12 protein-coding genes and 1 pseudogene are annotated in these 22,411 nt (G+C 69.2%); 4 read left to right on the top strand and 9 right to left on the bottom strand.

The genetic code is table 11. The annotated features are described in order from the left end of the window. Positions 1 to 71 precede the first annotated feature (71 nt). The 4 genes from ACFHYQ_RS26300 to drmA all read right to left on the bottom strand — a co-directional run bounded on the left by ACFHYQ_RS26300 (position 72) and on the right by drmA (position 8,492). Positions 72 to 1,919 carry an N-6 DNA methylase gene (locus ACFHYQ_RS26300; RefSeq protein WP_394303823.1) on the bottom strand — a complete coding sequence of 616 codons (1,848 nt, stop codon included), beginning with the start codon at positions 1,917 to 1,919 and terminating at the stop codon, positions 72 to 74. Positions 1,920 to 1,987: 68 nt separating this feature from the next. Then, positions 1,988 to 2,782: a DISARM system phospholipase D-like protein DrmC gene (gene drmC, locus ACFHYQ_RS26295; protein WP_394303822.1), complete on the bottom strand. Its 795-nt coding sequence runs from the start codon at positions 2,780 to 2,782 to the stop codon at positions 1,988 to 1,990. Further along, the gene (gene drmB, locus ACFHYQ_RS26290) at positions 2,779 to 4,677 is read right to left on the bottom strand and encodes a DrmB family protein (protein ID WP_394303821.1); all 1,899 of its coding nucleotides are present in this window, start codon (positions 4,675 to 4,677) and stop codon (positions 2,779 to 2,781) included. The genes drmC and drmB overlap by 4 nt, the downstream gene beginning before the upstream one ends. After that, positions 4,677 to 8,492, bottom strand: coding sequence for a DISARM system helicase DrmA (gene drmA, locus ACFHYQ_RS26285; RefSeq protein WP_394303820.1), 3,816 nt, complete (start codon positions 8,490 to 8,492; stop codon positions 4,677 to 4,679). Before drmA ends, drmB begins: the two co-directional genes overlap by 1 nt. Before the next feature lie 133 nt (positions 8,493 to 8,625). On the opposite strand from drmA, the gene ACFHYQ_RS26280 reads away from it, so the two are divergent. Then, on the top strand, positions 8,626 to 8,910 hold the full coding sequence (locus ACFHYQ_RS26280; RefSeq protein ID WP_394303819.1) for a type II toxin-antitoxin system Phd/YefM family antitoxin: 285 nt from the start codon (positions 8,626 to 8,628) through the stop codon (positions 8,908 to 8,910). 242 nt (positions 8,911 to 9,152) lie between these two features. Here ACFHYQ_RS26280 and ACFHYQ_RS26275 read toward each other — a convergent pair whose 3' ends face one another. From ACFHYQ_RS26275 to drmD, 3 genes are all read right to left on the bottom strand, one after another. Beyond that, a complete protein-coding gene (locus ACFHYQ_RS26275) occupies positions 9,153 to 10,364 on the bottom strand; it encodes an AAA family ATPase (protein WP_394303818.1) in 1,212 nt (403 codons plus the stop codon). 166 nt (positions 10,365 to 10,530) lie between these two features. Beyond that, positions 10,531 to 14,640 (bottom strand): Eco57I restriction-modification methylase domain-containing protein, encoded by a 4,110-nt coding sequence (locus tag ACFHYQ_RS26270; RefSeq protein WP_394303817.1) that lies wholly within the window; start codon positions 14,638 to 14,640, stop codon positions 10,531 to 10,533. Next, positions 14,637 to 17,765, bottom strand: a complete 3,129-nt coding sequence (gene drmD / locus ACFHYQ_RS26265; RefSeq protein WP_394303816.1) for a DISARM system SNF2-like helicase DrmD — start codon at positions 17,763 to 17,765, stop codon at positions 14,637 to 14,639. The genes ACFHYQ_RS26270 and drmD overlap by 4 nt, the downstream gene beginning before the upstream one ends. Positions 17,766 to 18,020: 255 nt before the next feature. Here drmD and ACFHYQ_RS26260 point away from each other — a divergent pair, with 255 nt between their 5' ends. Next, positions 18,021 to 20,075: a hypothetical protein gene (locus tag ACFHYQ_RS26260; RefSeq protein WP_394303815.1), complete on the top strand. Its 2,055-nt coding sequence runs from the start codon at positions 18,021 to 18,023 to the stop codon at positions 20,073 to 20,075. Between the two features lie 288 nt (positions 20,076 to 20,363). Here ACFHYQ_RS26260 and ACFHYQ_RS26255 read toward each other — a convergent pair whose 3' ends face one another. Further along, complete coding sequence (locus ACFHYQ_RS26255) at positions 20,364 to 20,681, bottom strand: DUF397 domain-containing protein (RefSeq protein WP_394303814.1); 318 nt, start codon at positions 20,679 to 20,681, stop codon at positions 20,364 to 20,366. A 4-nt stretch (positions 20,682 to 20,685) separates the two neighbouring features. Then, positions 20,686 to 21,543 carry a helix-turn-helix domain-containing protein gene (locus ACFHYQ_RS26250; protein WP_394303813.1) on the bottom strand — a complete coding sequence of 286 codons (858 nt, stop codon included), beginning with the start codon at positions 21,541 to 21,543 and terminating at the stop codon, positions 20,686 to 20,688. A gap of 214 nt (positions 21,544 to 21,757) precedes the next feature. On the opposite strand from ACFHYQ_RS26250, the gene ACFHYQ_RS26245 reads away from it, so the two are divergent. Beyond that, positions 21,758 to 22,192 (top strand): hypothetical protein, encoded by a 435-nt coding sequence (locus ACFHYQ_RS26245; protein ID WP_394303812.1) that lies wholly within the window; start codon positions 21,758 to 21,760, stop codon positions 22,190 to 22,192. Further along, a pseudogene (locus ACFHYQ_RS26240) lies at positions 22,189 to 22,411 on the top strand (hypothetical protein); the annotation flags it as partial. The gene ACFHYQ_RS26245 and the pseudogene ACFHYQ_RS26240, both read left to right, overlap by 4 nt.

Below are 22,411 nucleotides of genomic sequence, written 5' to 3'. Positions count from 1 at the left end.
GGCGCGGCTCATGGCAGCCGTCGCCGGGCCGTCGCCAGGCCATCGCACGGTCATCACACGGTCATCGCCCGCTAACCGGCGGGTTCGAGCTCGCCGTCGGTGAGCCCTTGCAGGACCTGTCTCGCGAGCAGGCCACCCATCTGGGCGGTCTGGCGCACAGCGCTTTCGAAAGCGTCCAACCGGCGAAACGCCTCGCCGTACCGTCGCTGTTCCGCGATCGGCAGGCGGGGCAGTTTCGCGCGCCGCACGTCGACCCGATAGGTGCCCGACGACGTGACCGCGGCCCGCTCGGCGGACAGACGCAGGAAGCCGGCCACGAAGAGCGGGTCGAGCACCTCCCGGTCCACCCGGATGACGAAAAGGTGCGGGCCGAGCACCACCTCTTCTGTCATGACTCGGGCCATCACGTCGTGGGTGACCGCCGGGATCACGATGTCGCCGGGCCCGGCGGTCACGGTGTCCTGCCCTACCCGTCCGCGACCTGTCGGTCCGCGGCCCAGCACGACGTCCTTCGCCGTGAGCAGCGGCACGTCCCCCGACTCCGTCGCCATCCGCATCGGGGTCTGCTCCAACTGGACGGCGCCCGCCCGGGCCAGCTCACCGAGCGTCGTCATCGTGAGGTCCCGGGTCTGCCGGCTGACGGCGGGCAGCAGCCCGGTCAGCGCCGAAGCCACCTCATGGAGGTCGTCGCGGGCCTTGTCCAGGTCTTCCACCCGTACGGCCGCCGCCTTCGGCAGGTGGCGCGACGGCGTGAGGTCCACCTCGTCGTCCAGCAGCTCCATGATCGGTACGGCGCGGCCGACCGCCTCCACGCCCTCGCGGAACGCCTCGACCGGGCCGTCGGCCATCAGCACATGCGTGAGCACGACGTCCCTGTCTTCAGGGCGCCGCGGCAACCCCGGCCGCCGCAGCAGCCACAGGTGAGGCGGCAACGACGACTGCGGGGCTGAGCCGGCGGGCAGCCCGATCACCGCCTGCAGCGTCCCCGTCCGCAGGAGCTGCGACCGGATCCGACGTCCCGAACGGCGGTTGGCCGCGGCCGGAGGCATCAGCACCACCACCCGGCCGCCCGGCCGCACCCGGGCGAGGCAGTGCTGCACCCAGGCCAGCTCCGATTCGCCCCGTGGCGGCAGTCCGTACTGCCAGCGCGGGTCGGTGGTCAGCTCCTCGTACCCCCAGCCCCGTTCGTTGAACGGCGGAACGCACAACGCGCCGTCCGGCTCGCAGTCGGGAAAGGCGTCGGCGAGCAGCGCGTCACCGCAGCGAATTTCGGCGTCGGTTTCCCGTACCGCCAGGCGTGCCGCGGCGAGCCGAGCCGTCGCGGCGTCCCGTTCCTGGCCGAGGAGACGCTTCGCGTACGGCTGGGCGGCCAGCAGCAGGGTCCCGAAACCGCAGAGGGGATCGAGCACCGCGTCACACGGCCCAAGCAGCCTGGCCATCAGGGCGGCGACGTCGTCGGAAACGAGTTGGACCCGGCGTGAATGGGTCTCGATGTAGCGGCGGAACAGGAACTCCACCGTGTCACCGGTGCCGCGTGCGGCGGCCAGTCCCGTCAGGGCTTCCCGCAGGGCCGCGGGCACGGCCACCCCTGCGCCGTCCGGTCGCTTCAGCGCGCGGTCCCGGTCGGGTCGGACGAGGAACGCCGCCATGGCGCTCACCAGCGAAGCGAGCTGCAGATCATCCGCGGCGTTGCGGAGCTGCTGCCACACCCGCTCGTCTTCCGGCAACTCCTCCAGCTTCCCCTGGTCGCGCAGCCACGTTTCGACCTCGGCCAGAGAGAACAGCGGGTTCGACGAGGTGCCCGCGACCGGTTCCGGGAAGTCCTGAAACCTTCGGCGCCAGTTGCTGACGGCCGCCCGGCCCACTCCGGCCAGGCGTGCGATGTCGCCCGCCGCCACCCTGGCGTCGTCGTGCGTCAACTGTCCTCTCCCATTCCCCCGTGTTCCAAAATTCAGCCCAGTTCCAGAATCCAGCACAGTTTCAAGATCTAGCGCAGGCGTTCGAGCAGGCCCTTCGCGCGCAGCTCGGCGATGTGCTCCGCTGCCCGTTTCGGAGCCGTTCCGCCGTGGATGAGCAACCCGGCCTCGATGTTGCCGGCCACGCCCGACTGGGTCAGGTTGGCGCTGGACACCAGGAGCACCCGCCGGTCCGCCACGGCGAGCTTCGCGTGCATCTTCGCGCGCTGTTCCGTCCGCCTGCCGATCGGCCAGTGCCACAACTCGAGACCGGAGACCGACGTGAACGCCGCCGCGGGCTCGGCGCCGGCCAGGGCGGAACCCGCGCCCTGGAGGGTCTCGACGACCGCCATCGCCGCGACGCCGCGCTCGACGGCCGCGCCGAGCGCCTCCAGCAGCGGGCCGTACGGCCTGGCCGAATAGGTCATCAGCACGAGCTCATGGGCCGCCTCCGACACGAGATCCACCAGCACCTGGCCGGTCGTTCGTACGGGCACGGCATGGGTGCTCGGCCCGCTCCACACGGATTCGACCCGGACCTCACGCGCGTGCTGGGCGTGCCCGTCGGCCACGCCGCGAAGGTATGCGACCGCCTCGGCGTCGGGCACCCTCTCCGCGTCCTGCGCCTCCAGCACCGCGTGTGCCGCCTCGGCGAAACCCGGTACCGGCACCGCCCCCGGGATCGCGCTCCGCGGCCACCCGTCGCCGATCCGTTCGGCGAGGGTGCGGACCCGGGAAGGCCCGAGCTGGGCGGCGGCCTGCGCCACCGCCCGTTCGAACGCCTCCCGTTCGAGCGCCGTCCGTTCGAAGCGCCGCCGCGACATCATGGCAGCTCGGGATAGAGCGCGAGGTCGGGGTCGTCGATGGGCACCACGAACCGGCGGTCGAGGAACCGGTTGCCCCGCTCGCAGGTCGTCTCCGAGACGAAGAGGCAGACGTGGCAGGCGGCGCCGTGCAGGAAGTCGGCGGGCGCCTGCGGGAGGCGTTCCGAGCACAACGGATCGGACGAGCAGTGCATCGCGTCACGCAGTGCCCGGCGTGTCAGCCGTACCAGGTTCGCGGGCTCGGCCAGCGAGACCAGGCCGCCGAGGGTTCCTTCGGCGTCGGGCACCGCCGTGTAGATGAGGATGCCGCTGCGCGGATCGTCGTCGCCGCCGGCGTAGACGCGTTCGGAGAGGCTGGCGGAGCTGTATCCGCATTCCAGCGAGATGGTGCGGATGAGCAGGTGAGACAGGGTGTGCAGGGCGTAGAAGCGAGCTCCCGGCCAGTGCTGCATCTTGTCGAACTGGCCGCGGACGCGGTCGCTGTAGCGGTGCGTCCGGAAACGTCCGTACGCCTCCTTGTGTTCACGCAACGCGAGCGTGTTCTCGACCCGCTTCTCCCAGGTGGCGAGCAGATCTTCGGGCAGCCTGAGGAAGATGCCCTCTCCCCGCACCTCGCTGGCCGGCACCCATGCCGCCCGGTCTCTGGCCAGCGGGGCTCGGGTCACCAGCTCCGGGTCCTCGGGGTCCGGCGCGTCCAAACGGGTGAAGCCGATCAGCGCGCGGACCTCCCGGAGGCGTTCGGCCTGGACCACGTCGGCGAAGACCCCGCGCAGCGGCTCGGGGACTCCCTCGGGGTCGCGGCGCAGCGCGAAGTCCTCGTCGGGCTCGGGCAACTCGGGCGCGGACAGCACCTCCCACTCGGCGGTCCGCAGGTCGGGATAGCCCTCGGCCGCCGCTGCCTCCACCCCGTCGAGCTTGGCGCGGTGCCGCTCGACCGCGTCCCACACCGCCTGGTCGTCCCACTTGTCGAACTCTCTGAGCGCGGGTACGGCTCCGCGCAGGTAGGGCAGCATGTTCGGGCCGGGAATGCCGTACAGCGAGTTCCAGTGCTGGGCGACCTTGGCGTCCAGCACGCCGGCCCCCATCTCCGGCACCCACAGCGAGGACAGCGTCTGCGCGAACCACTGGTTGGAGGCGCCGACGACGAGAACGCGGACCGGGCGCGGGCACGACTCGAACGTGGACAGGTGCGGATGGCGGCCACGGCAGGCCGGGAGGCTGCGTTCGCCACGCCGGCCCATGGCCTCGGTGATGTTGCGCCGCATCCCGCAGCGGTCACATCTGATCTCGACGTTGGCGCCCATGTTCCCGCCCCGGTCGTCCATGCTCAGGGGCGGGAAGTCCACCTCGCAGGTGCCCCCTCGATGCACGAACCGCACGTACGGAAAGTCGTCCATGTGGCCCGCCGTGCACGCGAGAACGAAACGGGCGGCCACCGCCAGGGGGCGCGGGCCGGACTTCTTGCGCGGGCAGTTCTTGTGGAAGAACCGGGCCTCGTGCGGGGCGTGCTGCTTCGGGTTCTCGAAGCCGAAGACGACCTGCGACTCGATGGGCGCGAGCATGTTGCAGGCCGTGCATCTCATCCAGGCGGGAAAGGGGATGGTGGGCACGCCCACGCGCGCGGCCATGCCGCTCTGGTCGTTGTCCGGCATCCAGGGAGCGGGGTGCAGCCGCTCGACCTGCTTGCCGAGCAGGGTCTGCACGGCGGCCAGGAGCCGCGGCTCGACCAGCGGCTCCCAGTCGGGAATCGGCCGGTAATCCCAGTCGTCCAGCCCTCTGACCAGCACGGAGAAGTTCGGCAGGTCCACCAGCGCACCGACGCCGCCGGTGAACATCAGGTGGCTGGGGCGGACCGCGCCGACCCTGCGACGGTGCCCTTCGGGCTTGCGGGTCGCCATCACTTGCCCTTTCCGGTCATCAGCGTGCTCTCGCCGAGCTCGTCCCCTTCGGGGGTGTCGGCATCGTCGTCGTCGGCATCGGTGGCGGTGAAGGCCCAGTCCGGTGCGCCGTACGCCGGAGCGAACATCTCCTCCAGGCGGGGAACCAGGAGGTTGATCTCGTTCTCGGTCTCCCGCATGGACTGGCCGACGGTCATCGTGTCCCAGGGGCCCTCCCCCGCCGACCGCAGCAGCGGTGCCAGCGGCTGCTTGGTGGAGGAGCTCCCCTGGTAGCCCAGCCTGATCTCCCCGGTGCGCATCCTGAGCCACGTGTCGGTCACCACGTCGAGGCGTTCGCGCAGGTAGTCGCGGCCGCGTTCGCCCGCGACCGCCTCGGCCCTGGCCAGGAAGCGCTCCCGGATCCGCGTGGCGACCGGGCCGTCCAGCTTCGCCGTGTGGGCGTCGGCGTTGCGGGAGAAGGTCTCCTCCGCGTTGCGCAACGCGGCGACGAAGGCCGCCGTGACGCCCCGGTCCAGTGCCCGCCGCGTGTACGGAGTGACCGACAGCGCCTCCACCTGACGGTAGAAGGTGGCGTGGTAGTGCTCGAAGTCCTCGAAATGCGCGAGGTCGCGCGGGCGGGACCAGTTGTACAGCGTGACCACCAGCCCCGGCCGTTCGGCATCACGGCCGACGCGGGAGGAGGCCTGGATGTACTCGGCCGTGTTCTTCGGCTGCCCAGTCACCACCATGAGGCCGAACCTGGACACGTCGACGCCGACCTGGAGCATCGAGGTCGCCAGCACGACGTCGACCGGCAGCCGCTGCCGCGCCAGCCACTGGTCGACCAGTGGATGCTCAGGGCGTTTGTCCCGGTAGGCGAAGGCCCGTTCCGCGCTGAGGTCGTACTTCCGCTTCGAGGTGTCGAACTCGGGATCGAAGCCGACCTCCAGGTTCCTGAGCACCTCGCTGATGTCGGTGGAGGAGATCCGCGAGGTGAGCTCCTGGACCGTGAGCATCTCCAGCCGGGTCGCCAGCCGGTTGGACAGGCCCTTGCGCTTCCCATGGGTGCGGATGCGGGTCGTCACGTCGTCGTCGACGTAGCGGCGCATGCCCGCCAGTTCACGGGTGGCGTTGAAGTAGCCGACGAGCGTCATGTACGGATCGGCGGCCTTGCCGTACCTGTCGAAGACGGTCTGCCCGGCGATGAGCAGGATCTCCGCGAGCCGGATCTCGGCGGACTTGAGACGGACACCGTGCGCGCAGACGCCCAGATAGCGCCGCCCGGGGTTGTCCGGCGTGATCGGCACCTGGCGTGAGAAGAAGGTGTCGGCCACGTCGATGACCTGCGGCGGGAAGATGGCCAGCTCACGCGCGAAGACGCCGAGCACCTGCGCGTCGGCCCGCTTCGTCGTCGCCGTCGAGGCGACGATCTTCGGGCCGAATCCGTCTCCCCAGGTGCACAGCTCGTCCACGGCCGCCTCGAAAAGACCGACGGTGGTGCCGAGCGCGCCGGAGATGAGGTGCAGCTCGTCCTGGATGATCAGGTCCGGCGGGCGCAACCGGGTGACCGGCTGACTCTGGACCGCCGGCAGCACGCCCTTCGCGTTGTGCCTGGACGTGCATCCGGTCTTGGCGTTCAGGTCCTCGTGCCGGTAGCCGTGCCGCGGGCACCATTCGCGGACCCGGCCGAACAGATGGCCGGCGAACCCGCGCCACGGAAGCTGGGCCAGCTTGTCGACGGTCGCGATGACCAGGCTCGGGGTAAGGCGGTAGATCTCCTCGTCCACGGTGAGGATCGGCAGCCCCTCGCCGGGGGACATCCTGCGGGAGAACGGGCAGGCGTTCAGCCCCTCACCGTTGGCGCAGTAGAGCACGACGCGGCGGCGGTCGTCGTCGATCTGCAGGTCCTCGTGCCCGCGCAGTGTCTGCCCGCACCACGGGCAGGACAGGGTCTGCAGGACGTTCGGCCGCTTGCCCTCGGGGGCCGCCCGCGCGTCGCTCACCTCCTTGGCCGCGCCCTCGAACCAGTTCGGGGAGACGGCGCTGCCGACCCAGAGCCCGATCCGGAACGGCGTGCCGCCCCACGTCTGGTCATCACGCCGGCGGAGCATTTCGGCGGCGCACACCAGGGCCGCGGCCCGCTGGAACTGCTGGGCGGTGAGCAGCCGCAGGGTGTAGCGCATGAGAACGGCCACGCCGTCCAGGCCGCTGCGCGCCTGCTCGGCCGTGCCCACCACCTTCCGCAGCCGCCTGATCGCGAAGGTGTACGCGGTCAGCCCGAGATATGCCTCGGTCTTGCCGCCACCGGTCGGGAAGAACAGCAGGTCGGTGGTGGCGGTGTGGTCGGCCGCCCGTTCGGGGTGTGCGGGATCGCTCAGCGACGGCAGGTTGAGCAGCACGAACGCCAACTGGAACGGACGCCAGGAGGCGGCCTTCGCCCCCTCCTCCGCGACGACCTCGGACGCGGCCTCGAAGGTGAGGCCCCGCTCCTGCCGGAGTTTGGCGATCGCGGTGTGCCGCCGCTGCAGCGCCATCGCCTCGTTGGCGAACCGGAACGCCTTGAGCGCGTCCCCGTCGGAGAGCAGCAGGTCGATCCCGGCACGGATGCGATCGGCCGCGCGGCGTGCCTTGAACACCGCGCTCTCGGCCGTGGCACGCAGCGCCGCCGGCAGCGTCGGGATCTCGGCGGCGCGCTTGTCCAGCCAGGCAGAGTAGCCGTCGGCCAGCGGCGCCAGCCCGGCGCGCAGCTTCTCGGCGTCGGCCTCGGCGGCCTCCGCCAGGGCGTCCATCGACAGCTCCATGTCGCCGAGCCCGGTAGTGGGCGCGATGGTCGCGGGCACGTTGTAGACCGGCAGCCAGGTCGTCAGCAGCTCGTGGGCACGCCGCTCGTTGTCACGGATGACGGCGTGCACCGCGACGTTGCGCCCGGAGGCGTACCGCCGCTCGTTCCGGTAGAGGAGCCGCAGGTGGGCGTCCTCCTCGTCGTATCCCGCTCCCCCGTCGCCGTCGAGGGGATCGTCGATCGGCAGGAAGATCGCCGCGTGCCCGTCCAGCGCCCTGACCAGCAGCTCGGTCTGGAAGAGCCACGCCGTGTCCTTGTTGCTCTCCGGCTCCCGCTGGGTGTTGATCAGCGACAGCTCCACCACCCGGTGTCCGTCCCGGGGCCGTACGGCCACCGCGAGCAGCACGCCGGGGGCATCAATTGTGGTGCCGGTGAGCGGGATCCGGTAGTTCGACTCCCGGTCGAGCCGGACCTCCCTGTCGTACGCCACCGGCTCCCGTGACCAGGTCCGGACCTTCCTGCCGTCCTCACGCTCGATCTCGCTCTTGCCGTACCGGCCCCACGCGGCGGTGACGGCGATCATGTCGACGTCGGCGGGCACGGCGAAGGACAACCCCATCGAGGAGGCCCATAACCGTCCGAGGTTCTGCGACGTGAGCACGTCGGCCGGATCGGCCTCGGCGGCGTCGCCGTGGACACCGGTCTCGGTGTCGGGCACCTCGTCGGCCTGATCCCGGGAGGACGTGGGTGAATGCTTCGGGCCCAGCATGCCGACGAGGTAACGCTCGCGCGGTCCCATCGCCCGCGGCGGGAACTCCTCCAGGTCACCGTCCCACGGCCCGAGCAGGTCACGGCAGACGAACTCCTGGAACTCGTCCCGCACCTCATGCGACGACGCCCCGGCGAACACCTGCGGCACATCCAACGGGGGGACGACCTTTTCCAGCACGGCCGGTACGGCCTCCGCCGGCTTCGCAGACCCCGAGCCGGTCAGGTCCAGAGCCTGCTGCCTGTCCCCCAACTCGGGAAACAGGTCCTCCTGATCACTCATCATGGCGCCGACCGTTCCTCCTGCGCTGTGATCCGACGTTGTGCGACTCGACTGCGAGAACTACACATCGTTCCGCGATATTTTCACTACAGTGCGTAACATGGCTGCTTCACACGCACCCGCTTACACTCGGGACATGAGCGAGAACGCCTTCGAGGTCCCGCTGAGCGAGGTTGACGGACATCTTCCCGATGTCATCAGCGCCGCCGCCCAGCGCCACACGATCGCCTATCTCACCGACCGGGGCCGCCGCGTCGCTGCGATCGTGCCCGCTGAGGAGGCGTGGTACTGGACTCCGGGATGGCAGTCCGCCGAAGCCGAAGCCGACGCCGACGCCCGGGAAGGGCGCACCCGCGCCTTCGACAGCATGGACGATCTGTTCGCCGAGATCGACACCGTCCGCGGAGAGCGCTCCGAGTGAGGTAGCCCTTTCACGCGCCGCTCGGGCGCGAGCGAGCCGAACGAGCTTCTCCACCCGCTCGACCAGCTTGCCACCTGTTGCCTGGCGCAGCCGTACGGGCTCGTTGATCTCAACGAGGCGACCGCGCATTCCCGGGCAGAAAGCCTCTACCAAGATGCGTAGAACGCGGCGATCGTTGCTGTCTTCACCCGCTAGAACAATGACAGGCTTCTTGGTGGCGCGAATCCGGGTGCCGCCTCGGCTCACAGATCACCTCCGAGCGCGCCGGAGAACCACAGCTCTCCCAGGAGAAGCCCCTCACTCGCGGCCACGATGTGGTCGATCTGTTCCCGCGAGACGGCGGGGATGCTCGATGAGCCATCATCCTGACGTTCGCAGACGATCAGCTCCTCCGGCCTCAACCGGTCCGCCAGAGTCGGGGAATGTGTGGCGATGAGGAACTGCGTGCGCTCGCTCGCCTCGCGGATCCGCGCTACGAGCAGTTCGAGAGCTTGCGGATGGAGGCCGTGATCGATCTCCTCGACACAGGTGAGCGCTGGCGGGTGGGGGTCGTAGAGCAACGCGAGCAGGCCGAGGAGCCGGATCGTGCCGTAGGAGGCGTCGGCCAACTGGGTTGTCCGGCGCAGCCCGCGCTCGCGCAGCGCAACGACCACCTCACGGGCCGGCCCGGAGGGATTGTCGAATTCGATGGCGTCGAGCTGGGGCAGGACGGCCTTGGCGTCTGCTTCCAGCCGCTGCCACGATTTCTCGTCGCTGCGGTGGAGGGCCAGCAGGAACGCCGCCAGGTTCGCGGCATTGTCGTCGAGGACCTCGCGGCCGTTCCGGGGAACCTTCGACGGACGACGGGCGGCGTCGACGCTCACATCGAAGACCCGGAATGCGCTGAGCTGTTCGGCCAGCGCACGCACCTCCCGCGCGCCGGTCTCATCCGAAAGACGGGGAAGAGTGGACAGCCCGCTGCTGACACTGCTGATCCCGGTCGCCCGCACACCGGTGTCGAGCGGGATCAGATCGGACGAGGTCGCCTTGAATATCTCCACCATGTTGTTGCTGACGACGATCTGCTGCCAGCCTGGCGGATTCGGGAATCGGAATCGCTCAGCCCGAACCAGGGGGGGCTGCCCGTTAGCCCTCTCCCAACCGACTTTCAGGGAATATTGATCAGGTGTGTCGAGAGAGCTGGCCGCGGTCCAGGCCGCCTCCAGTCCGATCCGGAAATAGCCAGGGGTCCTGTCTCCACCCCTGAACAGAATCTCGTCGAGCCCGCCCCGCTCTTCCAGCGCCGGAACAAGGTCGGTCTGGACCATGTCGGCGAGGAAGCGGAAGACCTCAAGCACGTTGGTCTTGCCGGCGCCGTTGGGCCCGACGAGCACGTTCACCGGACCCAACGGCAGGGAGATCTTCCGCAAGCTACGGAAGTTCTCCACCTCAAGCTTGATCAGCCGCTTCTCCACGACCGCACCTCCCTCCCCCCGATCTTCGCACCGGCACACCGCTCACCTACGCCAATCCGCTGCCGACGCCCGGCCGGCCAGTGCCGAGAGGAAGCGTTGCCGGGTCGGCCCAGCGTCTGTGACCCCAGTTCTGAAGCCCGGAAGCGAGTAGTCGGATGGCGCCTCATCACCACAGGGTGCCTTTCTCGTCGCTGGCCTTCGGCTTCCCACGGCCGCCCTTCTTGCCGGGCTTGTCGTGGAGGCCCTTCGCGACCTCTTCGGCGTAGCGCTCGTGGTTGAGCTCAAGAAGCCGGTCGACAAGCTCGCGCTGTACGGCGGGACCTACCGTGTAGCGGATCTCGCGCCCGACGGGATGATGACCGTGGTCGAGCCCATCGATCAGGTCGTCCCAGCCGTAGGCCCGGCAGACCGCCTCGTCGATCGCCCTGTGGATGCGCCGCAACTCGACGATGTCCTCGTCGGTGTTCGCCGGATCGTTGACCATGTTGTACGTCGCGGTAAGCCCGGCCTCCCGCGACAACATGAGCTCCCGCCGGAACGTGTCCAGCCGCTCCCCCAACTCCCGCATTTCGTGGGTCAGTTCCGGCAGCGGCAGCGTCTGGAATACATCAGACGGAGCATAGCTAATATCCGTCTTCATTGTTGAACTTCGACTGCGTGTCCACCAATAGTGTGGGGCAGCTGATAGGAGCGCTAGCATCGCTTGGTCACCTGTTACAAAGACCACAAGCTTCTGATCAAAAACCTGTCCAGTTGCCATCAGAACTGGAATCACGGTCTTGCTAGTTTGTGCGAGCACGATAACCCGCTCCAACCCCGCAACGGCCCTGACCATCGCAGGCCGCTTCTCTGCGTACTGCCACCAGTAGTCCCGGTATATCTTCCGGTTGTTGGTATCCCGTTCCGGCTTTACCAGATGGACCACCCGATCGTACGGCTCTACATAAGTCTTGGCTCTCTCCTCTGGCCAATCATGAAAGTCGACGATCCAGCGGCTCGCTGTGCAATCAGGCCGAGAGTTCACATCCTTACCGTTAAGGTAGGGGGAGAGAACGTCAGCATTACGCGGGTCCTGCTCGATCATCGCCCGTGCCGTCTCTGGCTCCATTGTGAAACCCAGGCCAAGGATGATTGATCCCTGAAATGTCAAGTCCATGTTGGAGGCCAGCCTCTCCGGGCTACCCGTTACACGAGACTCCGGGCCAAGTGAGGGTGTAATTCCACCGGCTGGCACGTCGTCGACGATTCGTTGGGCTTTTTCGTCGAGGGCAGCTCGGCTGGTCCACACGGCGCAATACTCCAGCACGGCACTCCTTGAGGGCCAGGGCTTGCTCTTCACCGCCTGGCGAATCGTCACACCACTGGCCACCAACTGATCGAGACCCACCTCCCGGGTGTCGCCCTGGGCGAGGGTATTGGTCGCAATCAGGCCAGTCTGGCCCGCTGAATTCAGCAGGTCGTGAGCGCGCAGCACGAAGTACGCCACCAGGTCGGCGCTACCGCGTGCGCCTCGTCCGACCGCCTCGACAAGATACTCCCGGTAGGCCACGCCCATCGTGCCGGTGAGCTTCTGACCACCGAGAAAGGGCGGGTTGCCGATAACCGCGTCGAAGCCGGGGCCGTGGGGGCGTTTTTGCTTGTCGTCTTCGAAGACTTCGGGGAAGACGAGGGGCCAGTGGATGGGCTGGCGGTGGAAGGAGCCGGGGACGCGGTCCTTGTTCAGCCATTCCTTGCGCTGTTCGCGGGCCTCGACCTCGGCGTTGGCCGAGCCCTCGGTGATACGGCGGACGTAGTCGGAGGCGGCGATCGAGCCGTCGCGCAGGCCGGTGTCTCCCCTGCCCGCGTGGGCGAGCGCAGCACCCACGGCGAGGTCGGCGAACAGCCGGGCCTGGGACGTCTTCAGCTCGGCGTCGGCCAGCACGCCGCGCTTCTTCGCCAGGGCCGCCATCGGGTCGTCGCCGAGCTGGATGTCGGCGAGCGCGCGGCGTTCCGCGGCGACCTCGCGCACCAGGCTCCGGGATCCGACGGCGAAGTTCCGCAGGGCACGCTTCTCGTGGATCTCGCGGCCGCGCCTGGGGTTCATGTGCATCACTTCGAGCTGGTCGAGCGAGGTGATGCCGAGCAGCGCGTCACCGCAGACGAGCCGGTCGTCGAGGAAGGTGAACGGCCGCTCGTTGTCCATGGAGACGAGCCAGAGCGACAGCTTGGCCATCTCGACGGCCATCGGGTTGATGTCCGCGCCGTAGAGGCAGCGCTCGATGATCTGCCGGGTCGCCTCGACGACCACCGGGTCCTGGTCGGTGTCGGCCGTATGGGCCGCGGCCGCGTCGCCGGCCAGGTAGGCCGCCGCCCGCTCGTCGCCTTCGCGTGACCAGGCCTCGACGAGATGGCGGGCGAGATACCGAGCTGCGGCGACCAGGAAGGCGGCCGAGCCCATGGCGATGTCGGCGACCTTGAGCCGCAGGATCTCCGCGCTGGACTTCGGCTGCCACTGCGAGCGGTCCGCCGTCTGGAGCGGCCCGACCCGGTAGACCAGCGGCTCCAGCGCTCCCTCGACGACCTGCTCGGCGAGGAATCGCGGGGTGTAGTGGGTGCCGGTGTTCTTGCGCAGCGCCGACTCCGTGACGTACAGCGCGCCGGGCAGGATGACCATGGGCAGCTCGCGCAGGTCGAAGCGGATGAGCCCGTAGAACGGCAGCAGCCGCTCGGCCAGATCGCGGTCGCCGCCGGTGACGGCCAGCAGCTTCCGGAGCGCCGCGTCGCTGTCCGCCTCAGCCATCGGGGCGAGCCGCTTGGCGATGGCGGCGGCCGTACCGATGCCGGAGGGCTTGTACAGCTCGGCCAGCTTGGCCGCCAGGCCGTTCCCAGCAGAGGCCCCGGCCGAGGCGGCGAGCCGTTCCAGGTGGGTGAGCTCGACCTCCTCCTCCAGGCCGGGCTTGCCGACGAGGCCGACCACGGTGTCGGTCGCCCGGTGTCCGTCGAAGGAGAGCAGGCCCTCGTAGACGTACCCGATCTGCTCGACGTCCAGGGCGCGGAAGCTCAGCCTGCGCCGCTCGCGGGCCCTGCCCGAGCCGATCTGGACGTACTGCACGGCCTTGAGCATGTGCAGCACGGTCCGGTCGTCGATGGACAGCGGCAGCCAGGCGTGGACGTCGGGGTCGAACATCGAGCCGTCGTGGGCGTGCATCCTCAGGCGGGGGTGATCGACGCCCGCGTAGACCACGTTGAAGAGCGCGAGCAGCCGGTGCCAGGCGGCCTGGGTCTGCTCCAGGTCGTTCTCGCTGCCTTCGATGACCATCTGCTCCAGCTCGGCGCACAGGCCCCCGGCGGAGTAGGCGGCGGCGTAGAGCTCGTTGTCGGCCGGCAGCAGGCCGCGTTCCTCGGCGAAGAGCAGGAACACGATCCGCATCATGACGGTGACCGCGCCGCGGTAGACCTCGTGCGCGGCGACGTCGCCGATGCCCGCACCGCCGGCCGCGCGGTCGCGGGCGTCGGCGCGGCCGATGGCGGCGACGAGCAGCTCGACGGCCTGACGCACCTGGACGCCCAGCGCCTCGGTGATGTCCTCCTGGCTGTCCAGGCTGGCCCGCAGCAGCGCGGGCGGCGTCTCCTCTTCGGGAACGGAGAAGAAGCGGGCGCGCCTGAGCAGCGAGACGAACGCCCGGACCACGTCGCGCTCGGCCGCCTCCGGCCAGGAGATGGCGTCGAAGACGGCGGTCGTGGTGACCCCGCCCCTGGGCGCCCAGACGAGGGTCCACCAGCGGCCGTCGGTGACCAGGCCGAGCTCGACGCCGTGGTGCCGGCAGAGCTGGGCCAGCCGGTCGGCCGGGGTGGCGGCCCAGGCGTCCCCCTTGATCCGGGCCGTCGGCCGGCCTTCGCAGATCATGCCGATCAGCCGCACGCCGTCCGGCTTGATCTCTTCACCCGACTCGCCGGGGTCGACCAGGGCGAAGTCGGGGACGAGCTGGGTGTCGTGCTGCGGCACGTCGACGGCCAGCGCGTCGAGGCCGCGGATGTGCAGCGCGTCCTGCCAGCCGAGCAGGTCGCGCAGGCCGTACAGGATCCAGTCGTCGACGAGGCCCCCGGCCTGCCACGTCCCGTGTTCGAGGCGCAGCCGCTCGCGGGCCTCCCGGTCGAGCGGGTCGAGCGTCGGCCAGGTGCGGCGCAGGACCGGGAGCGACAGGAACGGCCCGGACACCTCGACGAGGCTCAGCCAGTCCTGGTGCACGCGGTTCGCGTCGGGCTGCTTGCGCCGGCCGGTCGCCTGGCTGCTCATCGGGAGGCCTCCTGCCTGGGAACGACGAAGATCACGGCTACGGGGAAGATGTGCTCCTGGGGGTCGCGGTAGCGGTCCGCGATGGCCTCCTGCTCCCGCCGGCGTTCCTCGGACAGCCGGTCGAGGCGCGCCCGCCAGGATTCACGGTCGCGTCGGTACTGCTTGAGCTCCTGCTCGTCCTTGGTGGCCTCGATGCGGCTGAACAGCGCGTCGTCTTCTGCGTTCTCGGCGAGCTTGGCGCGCAGGGTGGCCGCGAACCGGTCGAGGTTGGCGGCGATGCGGCTCTGCTCGGCCTCCTGCCGCTTGGCGAGCAGGTTCTCCAGCGATTCGCGGCGGGTCTTCACCCGGGCGTCGATGGCGTCGATGAGGCCGGGCCGCATCCTCTGCCAGCTGCCGGCCAAGTGTCCGTGGAGGTGCGGTGAGGCGGGCAGCCCCTGAGTGAGGGCCCGGTCGAGGATGCCGCGGAGCGTGCCCAGGGTGTCGAACCTGCGGAAGCGGCCGCTCTGCTGCGCCCAGCCCCCGGCGTAGAGCACCTCCTCGTGCAGCCGGACGCCGTCGCCGCCGACCAGGACGTACCGCGCGTAGGCGCCGATGAGCGTCGTCTCCAGTGCGGGGTCGTCGCTGACCACGGCGGTCACCCGGTGCAGGCCGATGTCCGGGTTCGACACGGCGGCACGCAGCAGCCGGGTCGACATGGCGACCAGCGGGTGGTTGAGATGCGCCAGCACGACGTCGTCGCGCAACTCCCCGACCACCGCGGGGTCGAACGTGATCGGACGCTGCCGGGGCGCCTCGCCGACCTTGGAGATCTTCTCGAGGAGCCCGGCGGCCGCCCGTTCCCACGAGCCGGTCAGCGGAGGGACCTCGAAGAGACCCTCGGTGAGGTGCCTCTCATCCAGGTGCGGCTTCAGCGGCTGCTGGCGGGCGAGATCCAGCGCGGTGTCCACGACCCGCTTGACGCTCCGCGGGGTGATCCTCAGCTCGCCGATCGTCTCGTCGAGGTTGGCCCGCAGCTTCCTGACCTGTTCACCGACGTTGGCCTCGACCGGGACGTCCTCCTTGGGCGCGACCCGGTCGATGTCGTCGATGCCGACGTCCTCGCCGAGCATCCGGCGCTGGACGCGCTCGGAGATGACGACGTTGACCGGGCCGAGGTCCTTCTGCTGCTGGGCGACCTTCTCGGCGATCCGGGCGAGGAACTCCAGGTCGGCCTCGTAGGAGTCGACGGCCGTGTCCCAGCCGGTGCCGACGAAGTGCCGGATGTCCGGGGTGTGCTGCTGGCCGTACCGGTCGACCCGGCCGATGCGCTGCTCGAGTTTGTTGGGGTTGAACGGGATGTCGTAGTTGATCAGCCGGTGGCAGTGGTTCTGCAGGTCGATGCCTTCGCCGGCCGCGTCGGTGGCGAGCAGGATCCGCACCTCGTATTCGGTGGGGTCCTTCTGGAAGGCCTGCCGTACGTGCTCGCGATCATCGGCGGCCATGCCCCCGTGCAGGAGGGCCAGGCGGTCGCCGCCGAGTCCCTCCTGATGGAGGAGGTCGGCCAGCCAGGTCTGGGTGTCGCGATATTCGGTGAAGACCACGACGCGCTCGTTGGTCCAGTGCCGGTCGGGCCGGCAGACGGCCTTCAGGTAGTTGATCAGCTCCTGGGCTTTGGCGTCCGGCCGCACGGCGTGCTTCTGCGCCCAGCGCCGCATCTTCTCCAGCAGCTCGATCTCCTGCTCCGTGGCGCCCTCCTGGAGGGGATGCGCCCGGTTGACCGCGTCGTCCTCGGCCTCCGCGAGGGACTCGTCGTCGAGGGTGGCGGTGTAGTCGGCGAACTCCTCGACCCACTCGGGAACCTCGTCCGACTCGTCGGCCATGGCGGCCACGGCGGCCGCTTTGGCGCTGACCGTGTCGAGGTAGACGCCGACGGTGTGGAGGAACGCCGCCGGGCTGGAGAAGAGCCGCTTCTTCAGCAGCAGGGTGACGAGGTCGGCGGCCCTGCGTCCCTTGTTCCTGGTGAGGCGCTTCTTGCGGGCCGCGGCGAACTGCTTGAGCAGTTCGTGGATCTCCCGCTCGTCCTGGGGATAGAGCACCGGGATGGCCCGTGCGCCGCGTTCCTTGAACCGCTTGGAGCCGTCGCCGTTGACGATGTCGCGCTTGAGCCGCCGGACCACGGTGTCCTGCACCGCGGCGTCGTCGGGGTCGACGCCCCGGGCGAACCGCTGGTCGTCGAGCGTCTCCAGCAGTGCCGTGAACGACGCCTGGTAGCCGTTGTGCGGCGTCGCCGACAGGAAGAGCCGGTGGGTGAAGTGCGGTGCGAGCCGGCGGATGAGCTTGGTCTGCTGGGAGTCGACCGCGTAGACCTGCTTGGGCGCGGCCGGGGCGACATGGTGCGCCTCATCGAGGATGAGCAGGTCGAACTCACGCCGGTCTCCGGACGGGTCGAGCACCTCGTCGAGGAGCCGCTGCGCCTTCTGCCCCCGCAACCAGGGCAGGCTGACGATGGTCAGCGGGTAGACCTCGAAGGGATTGGCCGCGCTTCCGTGGCTGCGGCGGACGACCGCGCAGCGCTCGGCGTCGATGATCGTGAAGTCGAGGCCGAACTTCTCGGCCATCTCGTCCTTCCACTTGAGCGTGAGCCCCGCCGGACACACGATCATGATGCGCCTGGCCCGGTGCCTGAGCAGCAGCTCCTGGGCGACCAGGCCCGCTTCGATCGTCTTTCCCAGACCGACGTCGTCGGCGAGCAGGAGGTTCACCCGAGGCGCGTCGACCGCCCGGGCGACCGGCTCAAGCTGGTAGTCCTCGATGGCGACGCCGGAGCGGAACGGCGCCTGCAGCGTCCTGACGTCCGCCGAGGTGACCGCCGACCAGCGGATCGCGTCAAGAAAGGCCGCGAGACGCGCAGGCGGGTCGAAGTCCGTCACTTCCGGGAGCGAACCGCTCGGCAGGATGCGCCTGCCGGGCTCGGCCTCCCAGATGACCTCGAGAGTGTGGCCGTAACGTCCGTCCTCGACGCTCTGCAGGCTCACCAGGCTGCTGCTCTCGCCGGCCTCGACCTCGCTGACCACCCACCGCTGACCGCGGACGGCGACCAGCGCCCCGATGGTCGGCTTCTCCGACGTCGTCACACTCGTCACCATTCAGCTCCTCGCCGAGGGTCCGATCCAGATCAGGCTGCTCGGGAACGGTCCCCAAAGTTTGTGCGCTGGAATCTACGGCACTTTGCCGTACGTTGTCCACGGATTCAACTTAACTTGTGCACTGGCTTCACAATTTGATCTAATTGGGGTCCCTGCACCAAGTCGCGCGACGGCTCCCCGTCCGGTTAACTCCCAGCACGAGACGCCCGCCGTGCCCGGACGTACCAACCGACGCCCCAGAGACGATAGGTGAAAGTGACCTCTGCCATGCCCTCCGATGCGACCAGGCTCTATCAGGCCGTCCTGCGCGACGTACGCGCCCCGATCTCGATCCGGCTGCGCCGCGCGTTCTCCGAGTGGACGGTCGGCAAAGGGTTTCCGCCCGCCAACCCCGGAAGCGCTCTGGTGGAGCACGAGGCGAACGGCGCCCGGCTTCGGATGGAGCGGCGCGTCGACTGCGGGCGGTACGTGCTGGACGAGCCGTGCGACGGCGGCACGCTCCGCACCAGGGTCACCTACACCGAGTCGGTGCCGGGCATGACCGGCTGGGTCCTGGTCACCGTCGACCAGCACGGCGGCGACAAGACGATGAACGTGGCCGCGCAGGGATCGTCCCAGGGATCAGAACAGGGATTCGCCCCTGGCTTCGTCCCCGCCTACCTGCGGACCGCGAGGATCACCGATGGCGGAGTGCACCTGGAGGACAGCCCCGCCGTGGTCGACGAGCACGAGGTTCAACGCCTCGTACACACGCTGACCGAGCACCGGCGGCGGGTGCCCGTCGTGGTGGTGTCGGTCGATGCCAAAGACACCGACGCCGCCCGTTCCCGTGCGCGTTATCTGTCCACGGCGACGGCGGGCGCCGCGGTCGTGGCGCTACTCGCCGACCTGCGGGCGCAGGACCGGTTCAACAAGGCCATGGGCGTCGATCTCGGGGTGTTCGGCGGAGGCATCCGCACCTATGTCGCGCCGTTCGATCCAGCCGAGGAGCGGTATCCGTACCGCCATCTGCCGATGGGCGGGGCGCTGATCCGCGGCGAGGGTGAGCGGGCACTGGACCGGGCGATCGACGGGATCATCGGCGCGACCGCGCGGCGCACCCCTCCCGAGGACGTACAGAAGACGTTACGCGTGGTGAACCGGGTGCTGGCCGGCCGGGCGGAGCTGCGCGAGATCGCGGAAGCGGTCACGGCCCGCGGGCCGGCCGGCGATCCGGCCAAGGACGAGCTTTTCCGCCGGATGATGGCCATGACGGCGCGGCCCGCGCCTCCGACCGCGGCGAAGGAACAGGCGACCAAGAACGGCGGACGGCCCGAAGGTACGGAAACCTCGAAGCCGAGCGACCAGCCGCCGCCGAGCCCGCCGCCGAGCCCGTCGCCGGGTTCGGCGCCCTCCATGATCTTCGACCCTGCGGGGCTCGCGCAGAGCGTGGCGGACACGGTCGTCAAGGAACTGCGCACGGAACTGGAGTCGGCGCTGTCGCTCGCCCTCACCTCAGGCAGCTCGGGTGAGGAGTCGCGCGGCCTGTCCCGCGAGATCCGCACGCTCGCCGCCCACGTCGCCGGGCTGCGCGACCTGGTGGTCGAGCGGCACGGCGACGACGAACTACTCGACGAGGCCGAGAACGACGCCGATCGCCTGGCCCGCGACGTGGAGACACTGCGCGACGAACACCACCTCCTTCTCGAGGAATACGCGGAGGCGGTCATCGACGTGCACCGGCTCACGGAACGCGTCCGCCACCTGGAGCGCAAGCTCGCCGAGGCCGGGCGGCCGATGTACGGCGTGGCGGTGGAAGACGACCGCTTCGAACCCGCCAGCCTCGCGGAGACGCTGATCGAGGCCAGGCAGCGGCTGACCCACCTCGTCATCCTGGACACCGACGCCGCCGCCACCCGGCTCGATGTGCATCATCCGGCGCTGGCCCGCACCTGGGCCGTCAAGGCCTGGGACGCGCTTCGCGCTCTCGACGACTTCGCCGGGGCCCGATCGGCGGGCCGCTTCGCCGGGGGCTTCTACGAATGGTGCGCGAACGGCTCCAGCGGGAGGCACGTCATCCCCGTCGGAATGCTCTCCATGCGTGAGTCCCAGTCCGTGACCAACCGGCCCAAGTTCAGCGATCCGCGGACCTTCGACGTGCCGACGACGGTGGACCCCAGCGGCAGACTCCTCATGGAGGCGCACGTGAAGTTGCGCCCCGTGGGTTATCCGGCCCCCCGGATGTACTTCCACGACGACGCGGGCGGCGCCACGGGCAAGATCTGGATCGGCTACCTCGGCGACCACCTCCCCAACACCCGGACCAACTGAAACACCGTCAGTCGAGTAGTCGGCGTGAAGGAAGGTAGCGGCCGCATGCAGCCTTCGACGACGAACACGTGACCGGTCTGGCCGGGCAGACCCTCGCCTTCACCCAGCCGTCGGGAGGCTCGGGCATTACAACCAACGAGAGAACATGCCTCTCAGCACCCGACTGCTCCTGACCGCGAGCGACCGCTGGCCGTGCTGCCATTGGCCTCATGAAGAACCCCAAGGCGCGGCCATAGACGCGTGGCCTGCTCGCTCACTTCCGCCTGCCGGTGCCGTACGGCATGGCGCTCAGCCGAGGTCGTCGAACTCGCCGTCTTTGACTCCGCCGATGAAGGCGTCCCACTCGCTCGGGGTGAAGGCGAGCACCGGGCCGTCGGGGTCCTTGGAGTCGCGCACCAGGAAGAGCCGCTCAGCGTCCGCCTTGTACCCGATCCCCGCCTGACCGGCATCAACGGTCGTGGCCTCCACGCAGCTGCCGCCGTTTCCGCCGCTACGGGTGCTCTTGCTCCAGACACCGACCTCAACGCATTGGCCGCCTTGCGCGTTACTCCGGCTGGCCTTGCGCCAGCGCATCTGCGACAGGTCCAGCATGGCTAGCCTCTCCATCCGCTCACAGTTCCCGCGCTACCTGAGCGATCAAGCTCCGGGTCTCGTCCGCCCCCAGGGCTCGCGCTTGGAGGCTGTCGAACAGCAGGACGTATGCGTCGACTTCGGATTGATCTTCCAGATACACGCTTCCCTGCCAATATTCGACGTAAACGGTCTCGGGATCGGAAGGTTTCGGGAACCTCAGGAGGGTGAACCCACCGTCCATCGCCGGATGCAGTCCAGCGGCGAAGGGCAGCACCTGCAACGTGACGTGCTCAGTCTCCGACAGCTCGACCAACCTGCGCAGTTGCTCACGCATAGGCGCGGGACCTCCGGCGGGGCGTCGGATGACCGCTTCGTTCAGGACGAAGTGCATCCGGGGTGGGTCCTGCCGTGCCAGCACCCGTTCTTGGCGCTCCATGCGGATCGCAAGCCGCCGCTCCAGTTCCTCCTCCGGGTGGGGCGCCGGTGCGGAGGTCAGGACGGCTCGTGCGTAGCCTTCGGTCTGGAGCACTCCGGGCACGAACTCCGGCTGGTACTCCCGGAAGGTCGCCGCCTCTTCTTCCAGCCCGACGTAGCTTTGGAACCACTCGGGGATCGCCTCGGACTGCTTGTACCACCACCCCCGCTTACGCGCATCTCGTGCGAGCTGGAGTAATGCCTCGCGGCGTTCGGGGGTGATCCCGTACAGGTCGAGCATCATGGCCACCAGGGCGACCGCAGGGGCGGTCGTGGCGGCTTCGATGCGCGTGACGGTGACCGGCGAACAGCCGGCATGCTCGGCCACCTGATCCCGGGTCAGTCCAGCGCTCTTGCGCAGGCGTTGCAGTTCTGCCGCCAGGCGGCGTCGACGAACCGACGGGCTGCGCTGCGCACTCATGTCACTCCTCTGCGTATCCGATGGCGCCAGTCTGCCGCAGCGATCTCCACACATCAACATGCACGATGTTCATTTCGATTCTTGTTGCAACAGGCCCATCGATCACACACACTGAGCACAAGGAGCAACCGATCAGTTATTCAAAGTGACATCGCTTGCCTGTGAGCCCAAGGAACCGGGCCACGGCGAAGCGAGGTGGTGAGGGGAGATGCGCATGCGTGACGTTGGAGCGGAGGCCGGCCATCTGATCCGGCTGGCCGGGGAGTTGCATGATCTCGGGCTGGACTCGGTCGTACGGCTTCCGCCGCACCACGAGCCGAGCATGGAGATCCCCCTCGCCGACGACACGGCATCCGGGCCGGCCATGGCACGGATGCGGGTCACGGCCACGCGGCGACGCCGTACCTGGATCTTCACCTGGGGCCGCGGCCGTCGCAGGCGCGTCCCGACCGCAGCACCCGACGCCGCACGGCGGATCGCCGCCGCCGTCCACGCCGTCCGGGCCGCGCACACCGCCCAACGCGCCGTCGCCGCCGAGGCCGCACAGGTCACCAAGGCAGCTAAGACCCTCTCGGGCGTCGGCAACACGCAGATGATCTACGCTGCCCAGGCCGTACCGGGCGTCCGGGTCTTCTGGAGGGCCCGATGAAGGCCATGGGACTGCTGGGACGGATCGACCTGCCCGGCGAGACCGCCTCCGTGCCCAAGGCGCGGCGCTATCTGCGCGTCCTGCTGGCCGGCACCGGGCACCCCCACTGTGACGACGCCCTGCTGCTCACCACCGAACTGGTCGCCAACGCCGTGAGGCATGTGCGACATGAGGTCGCACACCTTGAGTGGCTACATCGGTTGGAGGTTGGAAGGATGA

Source organism: Sphaerimonospora cavernae, assembly GCF_042435035.1.
Taxonomy (GTDB): Bacteria; Actinomycetota; Actinomycetes; order Streptosporangiales; family Streptosporangiaceae; genus Sphaerimonospora; species Sphaerimonospora cavernae.
This window is presented reverse-complemented; position numbering and strand designations above follow the sequence as displayed.